The 18,577-nt window shown below is 72.9% G+C and carries 17 protein-coding genes; 4 read left to right on the forward strand and 13 right to left on the reverse strand.

The annotated features are described in order from the left end of the window. The first annotated feature begins 121 nt into the window (after positions 1–121). Positions 122–1,453 (forward strand): IS701 family transposase, encoded by a 1,332-nt coding sequence (locus tag ACWGE1_RS31705; RefSeq protein WP_453423893.1) that lies wholly within the window; start codon positions 122–124, stop codon positions 1,451–1,453. A gap of 30 nt (positions 1,454–1,483) precedes the next feature. Here the strand turns inward: ACWGE1_RS31705 and ACWGE1_RS31710 are convergent, their stop codons facing one another. Further along, on the reverse strand, positions 1,484–3,412 hold the full coding sequence (locus tag ACWGE1_RS31710; RefSeq protein ID WP_453423894.1) for a helix-turn-helix domain-containing protein: 1,929 nt from the start codon (positions 3,410–3,412) through the stop codon (positions 1,484–1,486). Positions 3,413–3,733: 321 nt separating this feature from the next. Here ACWGE1_RS31710 and ACWGE1_RS31715 point away from each other — a divergent pair, with 321 nt between their 5' ends. Further along, on the forward strand, positions 3,734–4,543 hold the full coding sequence (locus ACWGE1_RS31715) for a methyltransferase domain-containing protein (RefSeq protein ID WP_453423895.1): 810 nt from the start codon (positions 3,734–3,736) through the stop codon (positions 4,541–4,543). 59 nt (positions 4,544–4,602) lie between these two features. After that, complete coding sequence (gene pabB / locus ACWGE1_RS31720; RefSeq protein ID WP_453423896.1) at positions 4,603–6,747, forward strand: aminodeoxychorismate synthase component I; 2,145 nt, start codon at positions 4,603–4,605, stop codon at positions 6,745–6,747. Positions 6,748–6,831: 84 nt separating this feature from the next. On the opposite strand, the gene ACWGE1_RS31725 is transcribed toward pabB, so the two are convergent. The 4 genes from ACWGE1_RS31725 to ACWGE1_RS31740 form a co-directional block, all read right to left on the reverse strand. Further along, entirely contained in the window at positions 6,832–7,926 is a 1,095-nt protein-coding gene (locus ACWGE1_RS31725) for a transaldolase family protein (protein ID WP_453423897.1), read from the reverse strand. A gap of 185 nt (positions 7,927–8,111) precedes the next feature. Next, positions 8,112–9,107 carry a TauD/TfdA family dioxygenase gene (locus tag ACWGE1_RS31730; protein WP_453423898.1) on the reverse strand — a complete coding sequence of 332 codons (996 nt, stop codon included), beginning with the start codon at positions 9,105–9,107 and terminating at the stop codon, positions 8,112–8,114. Positions 9,108–9,171: 64 nt separating this feature from the next. Continuing rightward, a complete protein-coding gene (locus tag ACWGE1_RS31735) occupies positions 9,172–10,191 on the reverse strand; it encodes a BtrH N-terminal domain-containing protein (protein WP_453423899.1) in 1,020 nt (339 codons plus the stop codon). After that, positions 10,188–10,775 (reverse strand): hypothetical protein, encoded by a 588-nt coding sequence (locus tag ACWGE1_RS31740; protein WP_453423900.1) that lies wholly within the window; start codon positions 10,773–10,775, stop codon positions 10,188–10,190. Before ACWGE1_RS31740 ends, ACWGE1_RS31735 begins: the two co-directional genes overlap by 4 nt. 78 nt (positions 10,776–10,853) lie before the next feature. On the opposite strand from ACWGE1_RS31740, the gene ACWGE1_RS31745 reads away from it, so the two are divergent. After that, positions 10,854–11,765 (forward strand): GNAT family N-acetyltransferase, encoded by a 912-nt coding sequence (locus tag ACWGE1_RS31745; RefSeq protein ID WP_453423901.1) that lies wholly within the window; start codon positions 10,854–10,856, stop codon positions 11,763–11,765. A 7-nt stretch (positions 11,766–11,772) separates the two neighbouring features. On the opposite strand, the gene ACWGE1_RS31750 is transcribed toward ACWGE1_RS31745, so the two are convergent. The 8 genes from ACWGE1_RS31750 to ACWGE1_RS31785 all read right to left on the reverse strand — a co-directional run. Continuing rightward, positions 11,773–12,771 carry a transketolase family protein gene (locus ACWGE1_RS31750; RefSeq protein WP_453423902.1) on the reverse strand — a complete coding sequence of 333 codons (999 nt, stop codon included), beginning with the start codon at positions 12,769–12,771 and terminating at the stop codon, positions 11,773–11,775. Next, positions 12,768–13,607, reverse strand: a complete 840-nt coding sequence (locus tag ACWGE1_RS31755; RefSeq protein ID WP_453423903.1) for a transketolase — start codon at positions 13,605–13,607, stop codon at positions 12,768–12,770. The genes ACWGE1_RS31750 and ACWGE1_RS31755 overlap by 4 nt, the downstream gene beginning before the upstream one ends. A gap of 1 nt (position 13,608) precedes the next feature. Then, on the reverse strand, positions 13,609–14,901 hold the full coding sequence (locus tag ACWGE1_RS31760) for a DegT/DnrJ/EryC1/StrS family aminotransferase (protein WP_453423904.1): 1,293 nt from the start codon (positions 14,899–14,901) through the stop codon (positions 13,609–13,611). Between the two features lie 5 nt (positions 14,902–14,906). Next, on the reverse strand, positions 14,907–15,299 hold the full coding sequence (locus tag ACWGE1_RS31765; protein ID WP_453423905.1) for a hypothetical protein: 393 nt from the start codon (positions 15,297–15,299) through the stop codon (positions 14,907–14,909). A 26-nt stretch (positions 15,300–15,325) separates the two neighbouring features. Continuing rightward, positions 15,326–16,222, reverse strand: coding sequence for a lysine biosynthesis protein LysX (gene lysX / locus ACWGE1_RS31770; protein WP_453423906.1), 897 nt, complete (start codon positions 16,220–16,222; stop codon positions 15,326–15,328). Further along, positions 16,219–17,337, reverse strand: a complete 1,119-nt coding sequence (locus tag ACWGE1_RS31775) for a [LysW]-lysine hydrolase (RefSeq protein ID WP_453423907.1) — start codon at positions 17,335–17,337, stop codon at positions 16,219–16,221. The genes lysX and ACWGE1_RS31775 overlap by 4 nt, the downstream gene beginning before the upstream one ends. Beyond that, positions 17,334–18,104 carry a 2OG-Fe dioxygenase family protein gene (locus tag ACWGE1_RS31780; RefSeq protein ID WP_453423908.1) on the reverse strand — a complete coding sequence of 257 codons (771 nt, stop codon included), beginning with the start codon at positions 18,102–18,104 and terminating at the stop codon, positions 17,334–17,336. The genes ACWGE1_RS31775 and ACWGE1_RS31780 overlap by 4 nt, the downstream gene beginning before the upstream one ends. A gap of 60 nt (positions 18,105–18,164) precedes the next feature. Then, the coding region (locus ACWGE1_RS31785) for a phosphopantetheine-binding protein (protein ID WP_453423909.1) at positions 18,165–18,577 on the reverse strand (413 nt) is incomplete at its 5' end.

Consider the following 18,577-nt stretch of genomic DNA (forward strand, 5'->3'; position numbering starts at 1 on the left):
GTGGTGGCCGGACCACCACCCCCGGGCCCGGGTGTGTGCCGGCCGGCCCTCGTGGTGACGCCGTCCTCCGGGAGAGGCTCTGGGGGTACAGCAACCGACCGACGGGGAGGGCGAGATCTCCATGGGATCGCAGCTCGTGCAGTTCACGCGCTCACAGACCGGCCTCACGGCCCTGGACCCGGTCGGCCAGCTGTGCCAGACCCTCTTCGACCCGCTGCCGCGGGCCGACCAGCGGCGCAAGGCCGAACTGTACGTACGGGGGCTCCTCACCGCCCGTGGGCGCAAGACCATGCGGAACATCGCCGCGCACGCCGGGATGCCGGCCGGGGAGCAGAGCCTGCACCACTTCATCTCCTGCTCCACCTGGGACTGGGACTCGGTGCGCGAGAACCTCGCCGTGCAGCTGGACGGCATGCTCAAGCTGCAGGCCTGGGTGGTCAAGCCGATGGTGATCCCGAAGTCGGGGGCGCACTCGGTGGGCGTGGAGCGCCGCTTCGACCCCGAGACGGGTCACATGGTCAACGGGCAGCAGGCGTACGGGGCCTGGGCCGCCTCCGAGGAGGCGAGCGTCCCGGTCAGCTGGGCCCTGCACCTGCCGGAGGAGACCACGCTGGCGGGCTGTGCGGCGAACGCCGTGCTGGACATCGCCCGGACCCGTGCGGTGCGCCGGCTGCCGGTGGTCGTGGACGCGGTGGAGGGTGGCACGGAGCTGATCCCGGGATGGCTGGGGGCGGCCGAGATGCCGTTCCTGATGGAGGTGTCGGCCGCGACCCCGCTGCACGTCACCGACCCGCAGCTGCCGAGGGGGGCCGGGAGGCCGGCGACGGCCGGTCAGATCATGGACGCGGCGGGGATGCTGCGCCGGCCGGTCCGCTACGAGGACCGCGCGGACCGCACCGTACGCCTCGGCTTCGTGGCGACCCTGCAAGTGGAACTGCCGGAGAGCACCGCAGCCGCGGGCGTCCGGCGCCGGCCGGCGGGCCGCGGACCGCTGCTGCTGGTGGGGGAGTGGTCGGACGCCCGGCGCCGGCCGGAGCGGTACTGGCTGACCGACATGACCAGTGCTCCGCCCGCCGTGCTGATGCGGCTGGGGCAGCTGTCGCGCCGGATCGAGCGGGGCGCCACCGAGCTGTCGGACCGGGTGGGCATGCGGGACTTCGAGGGGCGCTCGTTCCAGGGCTGGCACCGGCACGTGACGCTGGCCTCGGTGGCGCAGGCCACCGCCGCGATGGCCGCGCTCGCGGCCGAGCGGATGAGCTCCGGCCACGGGCCCGGCTACGCGCCCGGCCACGGATCGGGCCACGGCTACGGCTACGGCCAGAGGCCGGGCCACGGCGGCGGTTTCGGGGACGCGGCGACCGGATTCACGGGCTTCGGCGGCTACGCGGCCGCGGACCGGCGCACCGGTTTCGCCGACACCCGCGGCTACACGGGACGCCGGCGTACGGCGTAGGCCGGCGGGAGGACGACCGCAGACGGGCCGTCAGAGCGGGCGGTCCTCCTGGCGGTTCCCGAGGGTGTCGCGGGTCCGGTGCAGCCGCAGCGCGAGCTGGACCTCCAGGGCCCTGGCGGGCTCCTGCCAGTCGTCGCCGAGCAGCGCCGTCATCCGCTCCAGGCGGCGGGAGACGGTGTTGGGGTGGACGTGCAGGGCCTCGGCGGCGTAGGTCGGGCTGCCGCCCGATTCGAAGTACGCCTCCAGGGTCTGGACGAGATTGGTGAAGCGGTGGGTGTCGTAGTCGATGACCGGGCCGATGGTGTGCGTGATGTAGTCCTGCACGCTGTGGTGGTCGCCGAGCAGCAGTCCGAGGAAGCCGAGTTCCTTCGCGGAGGCACTGGAGCCGATGCCGCCGATGGCACCCAGGGCGCTGAGGCAGCGGACCGCCTCGGCGTAGGCCGGCTGGAAGTCCTCGATGCGGTTGGTGGGACCGCCCGCGCCGACCGTCACGGGGTGGCCGAGCAGCGGGGACAGTTCCTGGGAGACCTGGCGGGCGGTCGCCCCGGGATCCTCGGAGGGCAGCAGCAGGGCGATGCTGTCGCTGCGCACGCTGCACAGTCCGCCGGAGACCAGGGCGTACGAGGAGGCCCAGACGACGGCGCGGCCCTGCGAGCCGCCCTCAGGTCGGATGGCCACGACGGCGTACGGCCGCTCCAGGTCGATGCCGAGGATCCGGGCCCGGTCGCGGAGCTGCGGCAGCGGCCGCAGCGGGGTGCTGAGCAGGGCGTCGCAGAACTCGTCGCGGACCTGGCTCTCGGCCATGGCGGTGTTGCGTTCCATGAGCAGCAGCACGCCGGTGGTGCCGGCGGCCAGTTGCAGCAGGCGCAGCTCGTCCTCGTCGAGCACCGCGGCGGTGTGCAGGAGGATGCCGCCGAGCCGCTCGGTGCCGGCCGTGACCGGCACGAGCCAGTGGTCGCCGGCCAGTTGCACCGGCTCGTCGGCGAACTGGGTGAGCAGGGCCTCGGCCACGTCGGGGGAGTTGCCGGCGGGCAGGTCGCCGGTGGCGGCGAGGGTGCGGCCGCGGGGGTCGAGGACGGAGACGGTTCCGCCGAGGGCCTCGGCGGTGAGGGCCGTCAGGGCGCTCAGGCCGGAGCCCTCCAGCAGCAGGCCGATCATGCGCTGGTGGATCTCGTTGACGCGGTGGGCGGAGTTCAGGTGGGACTTGGCCTTCGAGCTGTACTGCTCCAGGGCGGTGATGTCCGTGCGGGCCTGGTTGAGCACCCGGGCCTTGTCGATGGCCACGCTGGCGAGGTCGCCGAGCGAGGACATCAGCGAGACCTCCTCCGGGGTGAAGTGCCGGACGTTGCGGTCGGCGGAGTAGAGCACGCCGAAGGAGGTGCCGTGGCCGGTGAGCGGCACGGCGAGGATGGCGTGCAGGCCCTCGGCGCGCACCACTTCGTCGATCACGGGGTGGTGGGCGATCCGCTCGTCGGCCATGTAGTCGGGGGTCCAGAACGGCGCGCTGTTGCGGCGGGAGGCGCTGCCGAGCCCGCCCTGGCGGGGCACCCGGAAGCCCACGGTCAGCGCGGTGGCGTGGCCGTCGGCGGTGCGGACGTAGCCGTCGCTCTCGGAGTCCTCGTAGAAGCTGATGTACGCCATGTCGAGGTTGAGCAGCAGCCGGGCGCGGCGGGTGATCACCTTGAGCAGGGTGTCGAGGTCGAAGGGGAGGGTCAGGTCCCGGGCGGTGTCGACGAGAGCGGAGAGGCTGGCCTCGCGCTGCTGGCGGCGGCCGAGCTGGGCGCGGACGACGGCGGCGTGCTCCAGGGCCTTGTCCACGGCGGCCAGTTCCGCCGCGGTGGCGCCGGCGGCGCGGGCGGAGGCGGCGATTTCCTCGTAGGCGGATGCAGGGGCCTCGCGCGCGAGGAGTTCGAGTACGGCCAGGGCCCTTACCTCGACGGAGACAGGGTCCAGCGCCACTATTCGTCCTCCAGATCATGGATTGGGTTTGTGGTGACTTCTCGGTCCCGCGAACCTAGGCGATGCCACTGTCCACAGTCAATTGTTAACAATCCGTACCGGCAGGCGGATTAAAGGATTCCACATAAAGGGCTTCTTTGGGGTGATTGTTTGTTTTTGGAGCCGGGGCAGTGGCCGCGGCACCACTTATGGGCACCGGGTGTGTTGAGGGCTCACCTTCCGTAAGCGCACGCCCCCGAACCAGACTTCTGGCATCCGGTCCCCCGGCGGGGACCGGTCGTGAAACTCACGCAGGAAATGCCACAAGGGGGAAATTACGTCATGCAGCAGACCCGGGTTCAGAGCGCTTCGTCCCAGTCGATCTCCGCGCCCGTCTCCGCGCCGCTCCTCACCGGAATGCCGGCGCAGGCCACGGACCCGGCTGCCGAAGTACGTGATTACGAGCGCTCGTTGGCCCGGAGCGCCGAGTCCCGCACCCGGGCCGACCGGCCCCGCGAGTTCGATCTCCGCGGCCGTAAGTGGAACCTGCTCGACGAGGTGTTCTGCCCCACCTATTCGCCCAGCACCGGCATAGCCCTGGACTTCCTCGGCTGGACCGAGGACTGGACCACCCCCCGCCGCGGATCCATGCTGGAGATCGGCTGCGGCACCGGTGTGATCGCGATCACCGGGGCACTGGCCGGCTGCGAGCGGGTCGTCGCCTCCGACATCAACCCCCAGGCCGTGGCCAACGCCCGGCTCAACGCGCAGCGCCACGGAATGGCCGACCGGGTCGAGGCGGTGCACAGCGACCTCTTCGACTCCCTCGACCCCGCCGAGCGCTTCGACCTCATCTTCTGGAGCTCCAACTACGTGCTCGCGCCGGCCGGGCACGTCTACGGCTCGGCCCACGACATGGCGTACGTCGACCCCGGATACGCCGCCCACCGCCGCTTCCTGGCCGACGCCACCGACCGGCTGGCCCCCGGCGGTTCGGCGCTGCTGCACTTCAGCTCGCGCGGCGACCTCCGCGCCCTGCACGCCCTGGCCGCCGAGACCGGCCGCGAGCTGCGCACCCTGAGGTCGACCGTCGTGCAGGAGGGCGCGCACCCCGTCGACCACCTGCTGCTGGAGATCGTCCCGGCCGTCTGAGCCGCCTCCCGCCGCTCACTGCCCACCCCTCAGCTCCCTCTGCCCCCAGCGAGGTCCCTGTGCGCACCCTGCTCGTCGACAACTACGACTCCTTCACCTACAACCTCTTCCACCAGATCGCCGAGGTCACGGGCCGTCAGCCCGTGGTGATCCGCAACGACGAGACGAGCTGGAGCCCGGACCTGCTCGACGGGTTCGACGCCGTGGTGCTCTCCCCGGGACCCGGAACGCCGGAGCGCCGGGCGGACTTCGGGATCTGCCGGGACGTCCTGGACCACGGGGACCTGCCGCTCCTCGGCATCTGCCTCGGCCACCAGGGGCTCGCCCACGCCCACGGCGGACGGGTGGTCCGGGCCGCCGAGCCCCGGCACGGCCGGACCTCGCCCGTGCTGCACGACGGCACCGGTCTCTTCGCCGGCCTGCCCTCCCCGTTCGAGGTGGTGCGCTACCACTCGCTCGCCGTCACCGACCTGCCCGACGAGCTGGAGGCGACCGCCTGGAGCGACGACGGCGTGGTGATGGGGCTGCGCCACCGCGAGCTGCCGCGCTGGGGCGTCCAGTTCCACCCCGAGTCCATCTCCACCACGTACGGGCACGAGCTCGTACGGAACTTCCAGCGGCTGGCCACCGAGCACCACGAGGGGCAGGGCCGGTCCGCCGCCCGCCGCCGCACCGCCCGCCCCGAGCAGCTGCGCGCCGAGCCGCTCCGGCCCGCCGCGACCGCTCCCCTCCCCGCCGCACCGGCGGCCCCGCGCACCCGGCTGCGGGTCCTCGCCGACTTCCTCACCACCCGCTGGGACGACGAGGCGGCCTTCGACGAGCTGTTCCAGGGCAGCGACCACGCCTTCTGGCTCGACAGCAGCCGTACCGACAGCGCCGGCCGCTTCTCCTTCATGGGCGACGCCCGGGGCCCGCTGGCCCGGGTCGCGACCGGGGACGTGGCCAGCGGCACCGTCACCGTGACCGGCGCGGGCGGCGCCACCGGCCAGATCGTGGCCGAGCACTTCCTCGACTGGGTCGACCGCGACCTGAAGTCCCTCGACGTCCAGGTCCCCGAGCTGCCCTTCGGCTTCGCCCTCGGCTGGGTCGGCTACCTCGGCTACGAGCTCAAGGCCCAGTGCGGCGGCGACCAGGCCCACCGGGCCGAACAGCCCGACGCCGTCATGGTCTTCGCCGACCGGGCCGTGGTCCTCGACCACCACACCGGCACCACCTACCTGCTCGCCCTCGCCGAGGAGGGCGACGAGACCGCCGCCCGCGACTGGCTGCGCACCACTGCCGACCGGCTGCGCGCCACCACCGGCCGCTCCCTGCCCGAGCCGCTGCCGCAGCAGCCGCTCACCGGGCTGCGGCTGCGCCACGACCGGGACAGCTACCTCGCCCTCATCGACGACTGCCAGCGGGAGATCGCGGCCGGGGAGACGTACGAGGTCTGCCTGACCAACATGGCCGAGGCCGACGGCTCTCCCGACCCCTGGCAGACCTACCGGCAGCTGCGCCGCAGCCACCCGGCGCCCTTCGGCGCGCTGCTCCGGTTCGGGGACGTCTCGGTGCTCAGCACCTCGCCCGAGCGGTTCCTGCGGGTGGACGGCGACGGGTACGCCGAATCGCGGCCCATCAAGGGCACCCGGCCGCGCGGGGCCGACCCCGTCGAGGACGCGGAGATCCGCCGCGAGCTGGCCGGCTGCGAGAAGGACCGCAGCGAGAACCTGATGATCGTCGACCTGGTCCGCAACGACCTCGGCCGCTGCGCCCGCACCGGCTCGGTCGAGGCCGACGACATCTTCCGCGTGGAGACGTACGCGACGGTCCATCAGCTCGTCAGCACCGTCCGGGCCCGGCTGCGGCCCGAGCTCACCGCCGTGGACTGCGTCCGCGCCGCCTTCCCCGGCGGCTCCATGACCGGAGCTCCCAAGCGGCGCACCATGCAGCTCATCGACCGGCTCGAAGCGGGGCCGCGCGGAGTGTACGCGGGCGCCATCGGGTACTTCTCGCTCTCCGGCGAGGCCGACCTGAGCATCGTCATCCGCACCCTGGTGATGACCCCGGGCCGGGTCCGGTACGGGATCGGCGGGGCCATCGTGGCCCTGTCCGGCCCGGAGGCCGAGTTCGAGGAGACCGCGGTCAAGTCGGCCCCGCTGCTCGGGCTCTCGGACACCGGCTTCCCCGGCCGCGAGCGCTCTCTCGCCGCGGTTTCGGGCTGACCGTCGTCCCCCTGCGACGACGGTCGGCGTCCCTGCGCGACGACCGTCGCCGCCCCCGCACGATCCGGCCGGTGCCCCGAGGGGCTACCGGCCGGTCTGCTGTTCCATGGCCCGGCCCACCGCGTCCACCAGCTCGCGCCAGGCGTCGTACTGGCGGTTCGGGGACTCGGTGCTCAGCTCCTTGGCCCGCTGCTCCCAGTCCACACCCAGGCCGGCCAGCAGCCTGAGGTCCTCCCGGGCGCTGTGCACGCGGCCCGAGAGGGTGTCGCCCTCCATCAGGACCACCGTCGCGGACAGGGCCCGCAGGCCCTCGGCGGTCAGTGACTGCACGGTCCCCTCGGCCACCAGACCGCCCGAGAGACGGTCCGCCGCCTCCTCGCCGAAGGACCACACCAGCCGGTGCGGCCTGGCCCCGGCGCGGACCAGCTCCCGCCAGCGCGCACCGTCGAGGCGGCGCTCGTACGCGCTGAAGACCAGCCGGGCCACCGCGACGGCCACCCGGCCGCGCAGTGCCTCCGCGGTCCGCCCCGTGTGCGCGCTCAGCAGGGTGCCCACGGCCGCGTCGATCTCGCTCACCGGCACCTGCACGGCAGCCGGGATCCGGCCCGGCGCGAGACCCGCCGCCACCGCCCGCTCCAGGCCCAGCAGCCAGGCCTCCAGTACCGATTCGTAGCTCTCGGCCCCGTACACCGGCCCGAACGCCACCCCGATGCCCTCGGCGAGGCAGTCGCTCGCCGTGGCCAGCCCCACCGGGTCGGCGGGCAGCCGAACCAGCAGGTTCGGCCGGTCCACCGTCCAGTGCAGCGAACGTGCCTCGGCCAGCGCCCCCCGGACGTCCCGGGTGTGGCCGATCGCCGCGCACACCTGCCCGTCGGCGCCCCGGCTGCGCTCCCACACCGGCAGCAGCGTGTCGCACGCCGTCCGCACGTCGCGGGCGGCCAGGACGCGGGCCGCCTCCGCGGCGCCCGCACCGTAGGAGGACAGCTCGTCGAGCCTGGCCCGGTAGTCACTGCGGTCGAGCAGCCCGGAGGGCCCGTGCGGGGCGCAGCTGACCCCGCTGATGCCGTGCGAGGGGACGAGGCCCGCCAGTTCCCCGGAGGAGAGCCGGTGGTGGCCCACGCCCTCCAGCCACAGGGAGACGCCCTCGGCGGCGAGCTGTTTGAGGGGTTCGGTCGTCATTCCCGTTCTCTCGGCATCGGCCCGACGTCCGGGCAGCTGCACGTCCATGGGCCCTCCATTCACAGAGCGTCGGATGGGTATTCAGCGAGCCGAACGTAGCCACAGGGGGACGCGGTGAGCCAATGCGCGAGGGAATCCTTGTCAGTTACGTGCCGAACCGGGGCGGCAATCTGACAAAGTCCGGGTCAGACCCCGGCCGGGACCACCTGGTTCTCCGGATCGGTCTGCTGCTGGTGGTATCCGTGTTCGAGCAGTTCTCGAGTGGGCCGGACCCCCTGCGCGCGGACGAGTACCCGCTTGAGCCAGCGGTCGGTGCCGTCGTAGCGGGGACGGAAGGCTATCCGCCCGTGCACCACCGCGTTGTTGTCGACCATCAGCAGGTCGCCCGGCTCCAGCGGGACGATGAATCCGCACTCCTCGAAAGCGGCGCCCAGCTGTTCATAGGCCGCGGAGAAGGCCGGGTCCTCGGTCAGCGGCACGGTGTAGCTGGGGTCGTAGCGGATGCCCAGGCCGTGGTCCCCGTCCCACACGGTGGCCATGCCGATCCGCTCCTCGTGGGCCGCGTCCTCGTCCTCGTAGCTGTCGTCGGGCTCGATCACCAGCAGCGGCTTGCGCAGCTGCTCGATCGCCTCCGGCGACAGCGGTGCACGGCGAATTCCGGCCAGGAGCGTGCCGACGGCGTCGGGGTTGCGGATGCAGGCCAGCAGCAGCAGGTCGGCCCGCTCGGGGTGGAACCCGTCCTCGGTGTGCCAGGTGAGCGGGACGGTGCTGCTCGCGCCGACCTGCATCTCCTCGTAGCCGCGGCTGGGCAGGATGTTGTGGACGACCCGGCCGTCCTGCTGGTCGGTCCAGCCGAAGACCCGGCCGAGCAGCCGGGCCGCCAGCGCCAGCGCCACGTCGTGCGCCGCGGAGTCCTCGGCGTCGGTCTGCGCCCAGTGCGGGGGAGTCGGGCCGGGCTCGGCGAAACCGTCGAACAGGCCGCGCACCACCCGGAAGCCGTCGGCCGGGTCGGGACTGCCCAGCCAGTCCCGCAGCTGGTCGGCGAGCCGCTCGGGCAGCTGCCACTCGGGGCGGCCGAGCACCGTGTCGCCCCGGGCGCCGGCCGCGACCCGGTCGGTCACCGCCTCCGTGAAGGCCACGCGCAGGTGCGCGGGCAGCGAATGGATCTTTACGTCGGTCATCTCGGCCTCTCGGAGGGAGGTGGAAGAGGGATGCAGGGGAGGAGGGCGGGCGGCGGGCGCGGGCTCAGAGGGCGCGGGCCGCCGTGCGCAGCCGCTCCAGGGCCAGCTCCTGCTCGGCCAGCAGCAGCTTGGACCGGTCGCGCACGGAGGTCTCGGCGCTCGCCGGCTCCTCGCGGGCCATCGCCACGTCGATGCGCAGCGCGCTCCACGCGTGGGCGACGCGGTCCACCGTGCGGGAGGCCTCCATCAGCAGCGGGGAGTCGAACTGGCGGGCCGTCGCGGCCAGGTAGTCGCCGTGCACGCCGGTCATCGCGAGGACCGCGCCGGTGGCGATGAAGGCCTCGTCGATCACGGACCCGTCGCCGTCGCCGAGCCGGTCGGCCAGCTCGTCGAGGAAGACCCGCTGGCCCGCCAGACCGGAGAGCTCGGGGCCGGGGTGGACGGCCGCGAAGCCGCGGTCGTTGGCCTCGAGGACGCCCCGTACGAAGTCCCGGTCGTGCGGCGGGACCTCGCCGCTCACGCCCACCTCCAGCCAGCGGTTGGCCACCGGGTTGTCGGTGAAGAACAGGTCGCGGTCGTGCAGCACCGGATTGGCCGAGTCGCGGGCGTCGGTGAACTGGCCCAGCGGGATGGCGCCCTGGAAACGGGGCGGCACCGGGTCGGAGATCAGCACCAGCTCGCGCTCGTCGTCGAAGCCGTACACCGTGAGCAGGTGGTTGGTGTGCACGTCCCGGTAGGCGGGGCGGAAGGGCAGGTGGAAGTTGTCGGCCGCGGCCGCGACCGCGTTCCCGGCGAGCACCGCCTCCCGGACCTCCCGCCAGCCGGACTCCGCGTCCTTCGGCCAGTGCCAGCGCGACCACACCGGGTGGTGCGGGGCCAGGCTCTCCAGCAGGCCGTCCCGGTGCAGCGGGAAGTAGTACTCCTCGCGGCGGACGTCCCCGGGCCGGTGGAAGAACCCCCAGTTGGCGCCGAGCACCTGGAGCGGGTCCAGGCCGTGGTGCTGGAGGAGCACACCCATGGTGGTGTGCAGGCAGTGGCCCAGGTCGTGGCGCCAGTGCGCGATGTTGGGCAGCTCGACCCTCATGCTTCCACCGTCTTTCGGGTCTCCAGGGTGATGGCGAACAGGTGCATGGCCGGGTTGTCCGGCAGCTCCACGGCGGTCACGGTGCCCGGCACGGTGACCGGCACGCGCTGCGCCCACACGGACGGCGGCATGTTGTGCTGGGAGTGCCGCGGGTACATCAGGTAGCGGGTCCGGAAGGCCAGCAGCTCCCCGAAACGCTGGTCGGTTTCCGGCCAGAAATCGGAGATCCGGAGCCACTGGCGGCGCACCGGGCCGTCGGCGTAGTGGACGAGCAGCTCGTCCTCGGTGCGGCGTTCGGCGGCGCCCAGGACGTGGATCCACTGGTGCTCGCCGGCGGGCACGGGCAGGAGCTGGCCGCGGCAGCGGACGTTGTCCATCGCGGTGCCGGCCGCCGCCGGGCCGCCCTTGCCGGGCAGCAGGTACGGGACGCCCTCCACGAGGGTCTCACCGCCCGAGCCCGGAAATCCCTCGGCCGGAAAGGTATTGCCCCACACATTGAAGCCGCCGGTCGTCGGCCAGCGCCGTGGCGCGGAAACGCCCTTTCCGTTGAAAAGGCCGTCCAGGGGCACCGGGGTGAAGGTCACTTGGTTCACCCGAGGTTGTGCGACATCCATTAGGTTCGGCATATGAACCTCCTTGACAGTGCGATAGGAATTGAATTCTTGGGATTCGGCCCGGATGCGGCCGCCACCGCCGATCTCGCCGAGCGGATCGCGGAGGTCACCCGTGCCTCATTCGCCGACGCGGATCCCCTGCCCGGACTTCCGCGGCCGGACGGCGCTTTCGAGAGCGCCGAGGACGTACGGGCCGATCTGGCGGGCGGGGCCGGGCTGTGGATCGCCCGGAACGCGGACGGCGAACTGCTCGGGAGCATCCGCGCGATTCCCAAGGGCCCCACCACCTGGGGGGTCGGCCGGCTCGGCGTGTCCCCCGAAGCCCTCGGAACGGGTCTTGCCCGACGCCTGGTACGAGCCCTGGAGTCGGATGTCGCTGCCGCGGGAGCGGACCGGGTGGTCCTCGACGCGGTGGTCGAACGGGGCAATCCGCCGGTGTACGCGCGGCTCGGCTACCGGACCGTGCGCTACCTCCCCAACCCCGACAAGCCGCTGTCGGAGGTGACGATGGAGCGGCTGCTCGCCGGTCCGCCCGCGCCCGCCGCCCACCCGTACCCGACCGGGACCCTGCCGGCGGGCACCGCCCTGGCGGACTGGTTCGCCACCGGTGACGGCCGGGTCGCCGCGGTGCTCACGACGCACCGCGATCCGGCCGGGGACGAGTTCGCCGGGCTGGCGGACCGCGCGCTGCGGGCCGGCGGGACCACCCTGCACCTGGGCACGGACGCCTGGGTGACGGATTCCGGGGTGGACGGGTCCGCGGTGGACCGGTGGCGCGAACTGCTGGCCGGTCACGCCGACTCGGTCGACGTGGACCCGGTGCGCGGGGACCTGCTGACCTTCGGCCGTACGCCGGCCGAGATCGCGCCCTACCTGATGCCCCGCACCCTCGTGGAGCCCGCCCTCGCGCTGTGCCGCTCGTTCCCGAGGGCCCCGCTCCGGGCGGACGGTGGCCGTTGAGGTCCGGCTAGCGGCTGCGCACGACCACGTCCTCGGCGGCCTCGGCGATCCGCTCCGCGGTCACCCCGGCCAGCACCAGCAGCTCGCGCTCGCTGCCGACCTCGTCGTGGAAGCCGTCCGGGACGCCGATCCGGCGCACCCGGCACGGCCACCGCTCGGAGGTCAGCTCGGTGACCGCCGAGCCGAGCCCGCCGACCAGCACCGAGTCCTCGACGGTGACCAGCCCGGCCGTCTCGCGCGCGGCGGCCAGTACGGCCTCCTCGTCGAGCGGCTTGACCGTGTGCATGTTCAGCACCCGGGCGTCGATCCCGCGCTCCGCGAGCAGTCCGGCCGCGGCCAGCGCCTCGGACACCGGCAGCGGGCCGGTCGCCACGATGGTCACGTCGCCGCCCGGACGCAGCAGGTCCGCCTTGCCGATCCGGAACTCGTACGGGCCCCGGTGGACCAGCGGCGTGGCACTGCGCCCCAGCCGCACGTACACGGGGCCGGGGAAGGCCTCGGTGTCGGCGATCGCGCGGATGGCGTACTCGGTCTCCGCGGCGTCGGCCGGCACCACCACCGTCAGGTTCGGCAGGGTGCGCAGGATCGCCACGTCCTCCAGCGAGTGGTGGGTCGGTCCGTAGTGCCCGGCGGAGAAACCGCCGTGGGTGCCCACGATCCGCACCGGCAGGTTGTTCCCCGCGATGTCCACCTTCACCTGCTCGCAGGCCCGGGTGGCCGCGAACGAGGCGATGGTGTTCGCGAACGGCACCAGGCCGTCGGCGGCGAGCCCCGCCGAGACGCCCATCAGGTTCGCCTCGGCGATGCCCACGTTCACGTACTGGCCCGGCAGTTCGGGCTCGAAGCCGTCCTCCAGCCCGCCCATGTCCGTGTCCACCGCGAAGATCCGCGGGTCGGACTTGGCCAGGTCGAACAGGGTGGCCCGGTACACGTCGCGGCTGGCGGCCGCGTACCGCTCCTGCCACGCGGACACGGCGGCCGGGGCTGTTTCCTCGACGACGGTCACGGGTTCCTCCTCGAACGGGCCCGCAGTCCGCCCAGCGCGCGCCGGTGCAGATTCGGGCTCAGCTTCACCGAATGAGACTTCTTCTTGTCCTCGAACAACGGGACGCCCTTGCCCTTGACCGTCTCGGCGATCACCATCGTGGGCCGGCCCGACGGGGAGGGCAGGGCGGCGAACACGGCGCGCAGGGCGTCCAGGTCGTGCCCGTCCACCTCGATGGTGTCCCAGCCGAAGCTGCGCCACTTGTCGGCGAGCGGCTCCAGGCCCATCCGCTCCTCGGTGTGCCCGGTGATCTGCAGCCGGTTGCGGTCCACGATCCCGACCAGGTTGTCCAGCCGCAGGTGGGCCGCCGACATCGCGGCCTCCCACACCGAGCCCTCCTGGATCTCCCCGTCGCCCATCAGGACGAACACCCGGCTGGGGCGGCCCTGGCGCCGGGCGGCGACGGCACTGCCGACACCGAGCGACAGACCGTGGCCCAGCGAGCCCGAGGGGAACTCCACACCGGGCAGCCGGCGCAGCGGGTGGCCGGCCAGCCGGCCGCCGGAGACCCCGTACTGGGCGAGCTCCTCGACGGGCAGGAAGCCGCGGGAGGCGAGTACCGCGTACAGGGCGGCGGAGGCGTGGCCCTTGCTGAGGATGAAGCGGTCCCGGTCGGCCCACTCGGGCTCCTCCGGGCGCAGCCGCAGCACCTCGTTGTAGAGCAGCGTCATCACGTCGGTCGCCGAGAGGCTGCCGCCGATGTGCGTACCGTGCTCGCTGAGCCCCATCTCCAGGACCTGCTCCCGGACGAGCTCGGCCAGCTCCTCGGTGGACCGGGTGCCGATGGCGGTGGCCATGTCAGACCCCCGCCTTCTGCGCGGTCGCCCACACGGGGCGGTAGTCCAGGCCGGCGGCGGCCGCGCCGAGCGTGTCCAGGTGGCCCCAGACCTTCTCGAACCCGTCCGCGATGCGCTGGAGCACCGGACCGGAGGCCGGGTTGAGGTGCCAGCGCTGCAGCGTCAGCGAGTCCTCGATGACCTCACAGGTCACCGGGAAGTCCTCGGCCCGGTAGCCCAGTTCACGGAAGGCGGGCTGGCCGGGCAGCGGCACCAGCTGGTACGGCTGCGCGGGGACGCCCTCGGCGCGCAGCGCGCGGTGCAGGATCGAGCGCAGCGCGCCCGGCGCCACCCCGGCGTGGCCCATCGCGGCCGGGTCGAAGCGCAGCCGCAGGATGTGCCAGGCGTGCGTGCGGTCGGCCGGGGTGTGCGGGACGAGCAGGCCCGGCAGGTGCCGGATCCGGTCGAGGAATGCCTCGACGTTGCGGGTGCGCGCCTCGTGGTACTCGTCGAGCCGGGCCAGCTGGGCGCGGGCGAACGCGGCCTGCACGGCGCTGAGCTTCTCGTTCCCGGCGAGCATCCGCGAGCGGTAGTCGCGCTCCTTGGCGCCCTGGAGCTTCTCGCCGAACTGGCGGCGCAGCTCCACCTCACGGTGCAGATCGGCCGAGTTGGTGGTGACCAGCCCGCCCTCGCCGCAGGTCGGCAGGTTCTTCACCACGTTGAGGCTGAAGGTGGCGATGTCGCCGAGCGAGCCGGTACGGGCGCCCTGGTAGGTCGCCGCGTGGGACTGGGCGGCGTCCTCGATCAGCAGCAGCCCGTGGCGGGCGGCCAGCGCCCGGAAGGCGGTCATGTCGGCGGGCAGGCCATGCAGGTGCACGACCACGATCGCCTTGGTGCGGGGGGTGATCGCAGCCTCGGCGGCCACCGGGTCCATGCAGAAGGTGACCGGGTCGATGTCCACGAACACCGGGGTCAGCGAGCGCTGGACGGGGCCGATGGCGCTGGCGATGAAGGTGAACGCGGGGACCAGCACCTCGGCGCCCGGCTCGATCCCGGCCGCGGCCAGCGCCAGCTCGATGGCGGCGGTGCCGTTGGAGACGGCCGCGCAGTGCGCGGCGCCCACGTACTCGGCCCACTCCCGCTCCAGGAGCTGGACCTCGCCGTTGGTGTTGTTCGAAGTGAACTGGCCGCTGTCGAAGACCCGCAGCGCCGACTCGCGTTCCGCGTCGGTCACCACCGGCCAGGCGATCAGAGACGGGTCCGCGTCCTGGGCGGTCACCGTGCGGGTGCCGCCGAACATGGCGAGCTTGGACATGGGGGTCATGCTCCGATCGGGAAGTCGGTGGTCGGGGCGGAGGAGGTGGCCGTCTCGGCGGTGAGGTCGGCGGCGTGCACGGTGATGCCGGCCCGGACGGGCAGCCGGACGGCGAGCAGGTCGTCCCGGCGGGTCACGGGGATCCGGGCGGTCCGGTGGCCGTCGGCCCCGGTGCCGGTGGTCCGCAGCCACTCGGGGTCGGCGCCGCCCCGGTAGTGCAGCCACACCTCCTCGTCCAGCTCGTCGAGCTGCTCCGGGGCGTCGGCGGTGACGAGCAGCCGCAGCCAGTCGTACTGTCCGGCCGGCACGTCCAGCAGCCGGCCGTCGCACGGGGTGGGGCCGGCCAGCGCGATCGCGGTGACCCGGGTGAGGGTGTTCTGCGTGTTCTGCGTGCTCATCGGGGTGGTCCCGTTCGTCTCGTTCGTCATCGGTCGGCCAGCCGGTTCAGGACGTAGTCCACGTAGCGGCCGACCATGCCCGTGCCGAGCACGTCGATCGCGCCGTGGAACTCGGGCGTGTGGTTGATCTCGTTGACGAACACCTCGCCGTCCGGGCCCTCCAGGAGGTCCACGGCGAGCACCCCCTCGCCCATCGCCTCGGCCGTCGCCACCAGCAGCTTCTCCAGGTCCGGGGTGACCGGGCAGACCACGGGCCTGCCGCCGCGCGCGGTGTTGGTGCGCCAGTGGTCCGAGTACTTGTAGATCGCGCCGACCACCTCGCGGCCGAACACGTACGCCCGGATGTCCCGGCCCGGCTTGTCGACGTAGTCCTGGATGTACGTGATCTGGTGCTGGGGACCGGTCAGCGCGGCCTTGTGCTCCAGCACCGCCTCCGCCGTCTCGCGCTCCTTGAGGCGGGCGCCGAGCCGGCCCCAGGAACCGGTGAGCGGCTTGGCGACGACCGGATAGCCGAACTCCTCCAGGGCGTCCAGCGCCGCGTCGGGGGTCAGGCCGACCATCACGCGCGGGGTCGGGATGCCCGCCTCCAGCAGCCGCAGCGTGGTCAGCAGCTTGTCGCCGCAGGTGGAGATGATGTCGTGGCTGTTGACCACGGTCAGCCCCGCGTGCTCCAGCAGCCGGGTCGCGTACACGTTGCGGGTGTGGGAGATCTCCCGGCTCAGCGCGCCGCGGTACGGCAGTCCCGGCCCGTCCGGGCGGAACACCGCGGTACGGGAGTCGATCAGCTCGTAGGGGACGCTGCGGCGGTCGAGCTCCTCGAGGAGCTTGCGCTCCTCGACGCGGATGCGGGAGTAGAGCACTGCGAGCGGCGCGTCCGGGTCGCCCGGGCGGAAGGGCGTACAGGTCGTGGTGGATTCGGTCATTGGAGGGCCCCTGTTTTCTCGCCGGCGCCCACGGGGACCCCGCCGAGTGATGCGGCGAGGAGCCCGAGGGCATCGGTCAGGACGTCGATGGCGAGCCGGTAGTCACGCAGGTCGATGTGTTCGTGGTCGGTGTGGTCGAGGTGGGCGTCGCCCGGTCCGTACGCGGCGACCGGGCAGCGCCAGTGCGGCGCGACCACGTTCATGTCGGACGAACCGAGCTTCACCTTGGGCACGGGCCGCAGCCCGCGGCCCCGGATCGCGGTGGTCAGCGCCCGCACCACCGGGTCGGTGCGCGGCGAGCGGACCGCCGCGGTGCGCTCGACGACCGTGATCCGGCCGCCCCGCGCCTGCCCGTCGAGCCAGCCCAGCAGTTCGTCGGTGTCGAAGTCCGGGGGCAGCCGGACGGAGATGTCGAGCGAGGCCCGCTCGATGTCACCGGCCATGCCCACCAGGGCGGGCAGGGCCTGCTCGAAGAACGCGGCGTCCGGCCGGTGGCCGGCCAGCCGGTCCCGGAGCAGGTTCCAGAAGTCCGTGGCGACCTCGGTGGCCTTCTCCTCCGGGCTGCTGGTGTGCGCGGCAGGGCGCTCCACCTCGTACCGCAGCCGCAGGATGCCCTTGTAGCCGAGCACCACCCCGTCGACCCCGCTCGGCTCGCCGATCACCAGGGCGTCCGGTGCGTACCGGTCGACCAGGTGCAGCGCGCCGCTCGACTCCCGCTCCTCGTCCACGGCCCCGACCACCAGGAACCGGGCGCGGACCCCGGCGGCGGCCGCACGGGCCGCCGCCCAGGCGAACGTGGCCAGCGGACCCTTCGCGTCGACGGTGCCGCGGCCGTGCAGGATCTCGCCGCGGACCTCGACGGGCAGGATGCCGGGGACCGTGTCGATGTGGCCCAGCAGCATCACCACCGGGTCCCCGGCCCCGCCGCCGATCTCACCGACGGCGTTGCCGGCCCCGTCGACGTACGCGGTGAAGCCGGACCGGCGGAACCAGTCGACCAGGGCCTGCGCGGCCGGCGCCTCACCACCCGACACGGAGGGGGTCTGTACGAGTTCCAGCAGCAGTGGTACGGGGTCCGTACCGTCCTGCACCGGGGCGGAGCTCGGCAGCGTCACGGCCGGGACTCCCGCATCTCGTCGCCGATCGCGTTGTAGTCCACGAGCAGCATGTCGCGGGTGCCCTGGCCGGAGGTCGCGGAGATCGGGGTCACCTCGTGCATGACCGCGGCGTCGACGACCATCATCCCGTCCAGCGGCTCCAGCAGGGTCAGCGTGGTGTCCGGCAGGCCCTCGCGGTAGACGATGGACGTGCCGCCCCTGCAGTCGCGGCGGCCCAGCAGGTGCATGCCGACGTAGTCGTGCCCGTCGCGGTGACGGCCCTCGGGGGTCGGCAGGCCCGGGTTCTCGTCGGCGACCGTCCGCACCATGTGCAGTCCGATCTCCCACTCCTTGCGGGTGTCGCTCGACCCGATCAGCCGCAGCCCGTGGGCGAGCAGGGTCAGCAGCGCCGGGTGGGCGAGGTTGTCCTGGCTGATCGGCTCGAAGTGGCGGGCCTTGCCCATGTGGATCGGAATGTGCTCGGCGGACTGCTGGAAGGTGCTGTGCGGCAGCGCGGTGAACACCGGTCCGTCGGCGAGGACCTCGGCGCGTACCCGGCCGTAGCGGCGGGTGCGGTACGTACCGCCGTTCAGGTTCTCGTCGGGGGCCAGGTCGTTCCAGAGCGCCTGGAACGAGGCCAGCTCGGCCGGCTGGATGTCGTGGGTCCTCTGCGCGGCGCGGAAGACGGTGAACCCCTTCAGGAAGAGTTCGAGCCCGGCGGCTTCGGCGGTCCGGAGGCGGTCCTCGGTGCTCGCTGTCTCGATGCTCACTGGTGCGGTGGCCATGCGAAGTTCTCCATTCGGCTGCCCGGGACGTCCGGGCGGGATTGGTACGTGTGCGGTGGGTCAGGGGGCGAGTGCCTCGTGGACCTCGCGGACCTCGGCGGAATCGGGGCCGGTACCGGTACCGGTGCCACTGCCGAGCTGGGTGGCGAGCTGCTCGATCGTGTGATTGCCGAGCAGTACGGAGAGCGGGACGGGGGAGCCGGCGTCCGAGAGGAGCTGGAACACCTGGACCGCGCGCAGCGAGTCACCGCCCACGTCGTAGAAGTCGTCCTGGACGCTGACGTCCTGGACACCGAGCACCTCGGACCAGAGCTTGGCCAGCACGAACTCGTCCGGGGTGCGCGGGGCTACCGGAGCGCGTTCGCTCAACAGTGCCTCGGGCGGGGGGAGTTGTTTGGTGTTGGTCTTGCCGTTGGGGAGTTGGGGGAGGTGGGTGAGGTGGGTGAGGTAGGTGGGGATCATGGCGGTGGGGA

It is taken from the genome of Streptomyces sp. NPDC054932 (assembly GCF_053610205.1).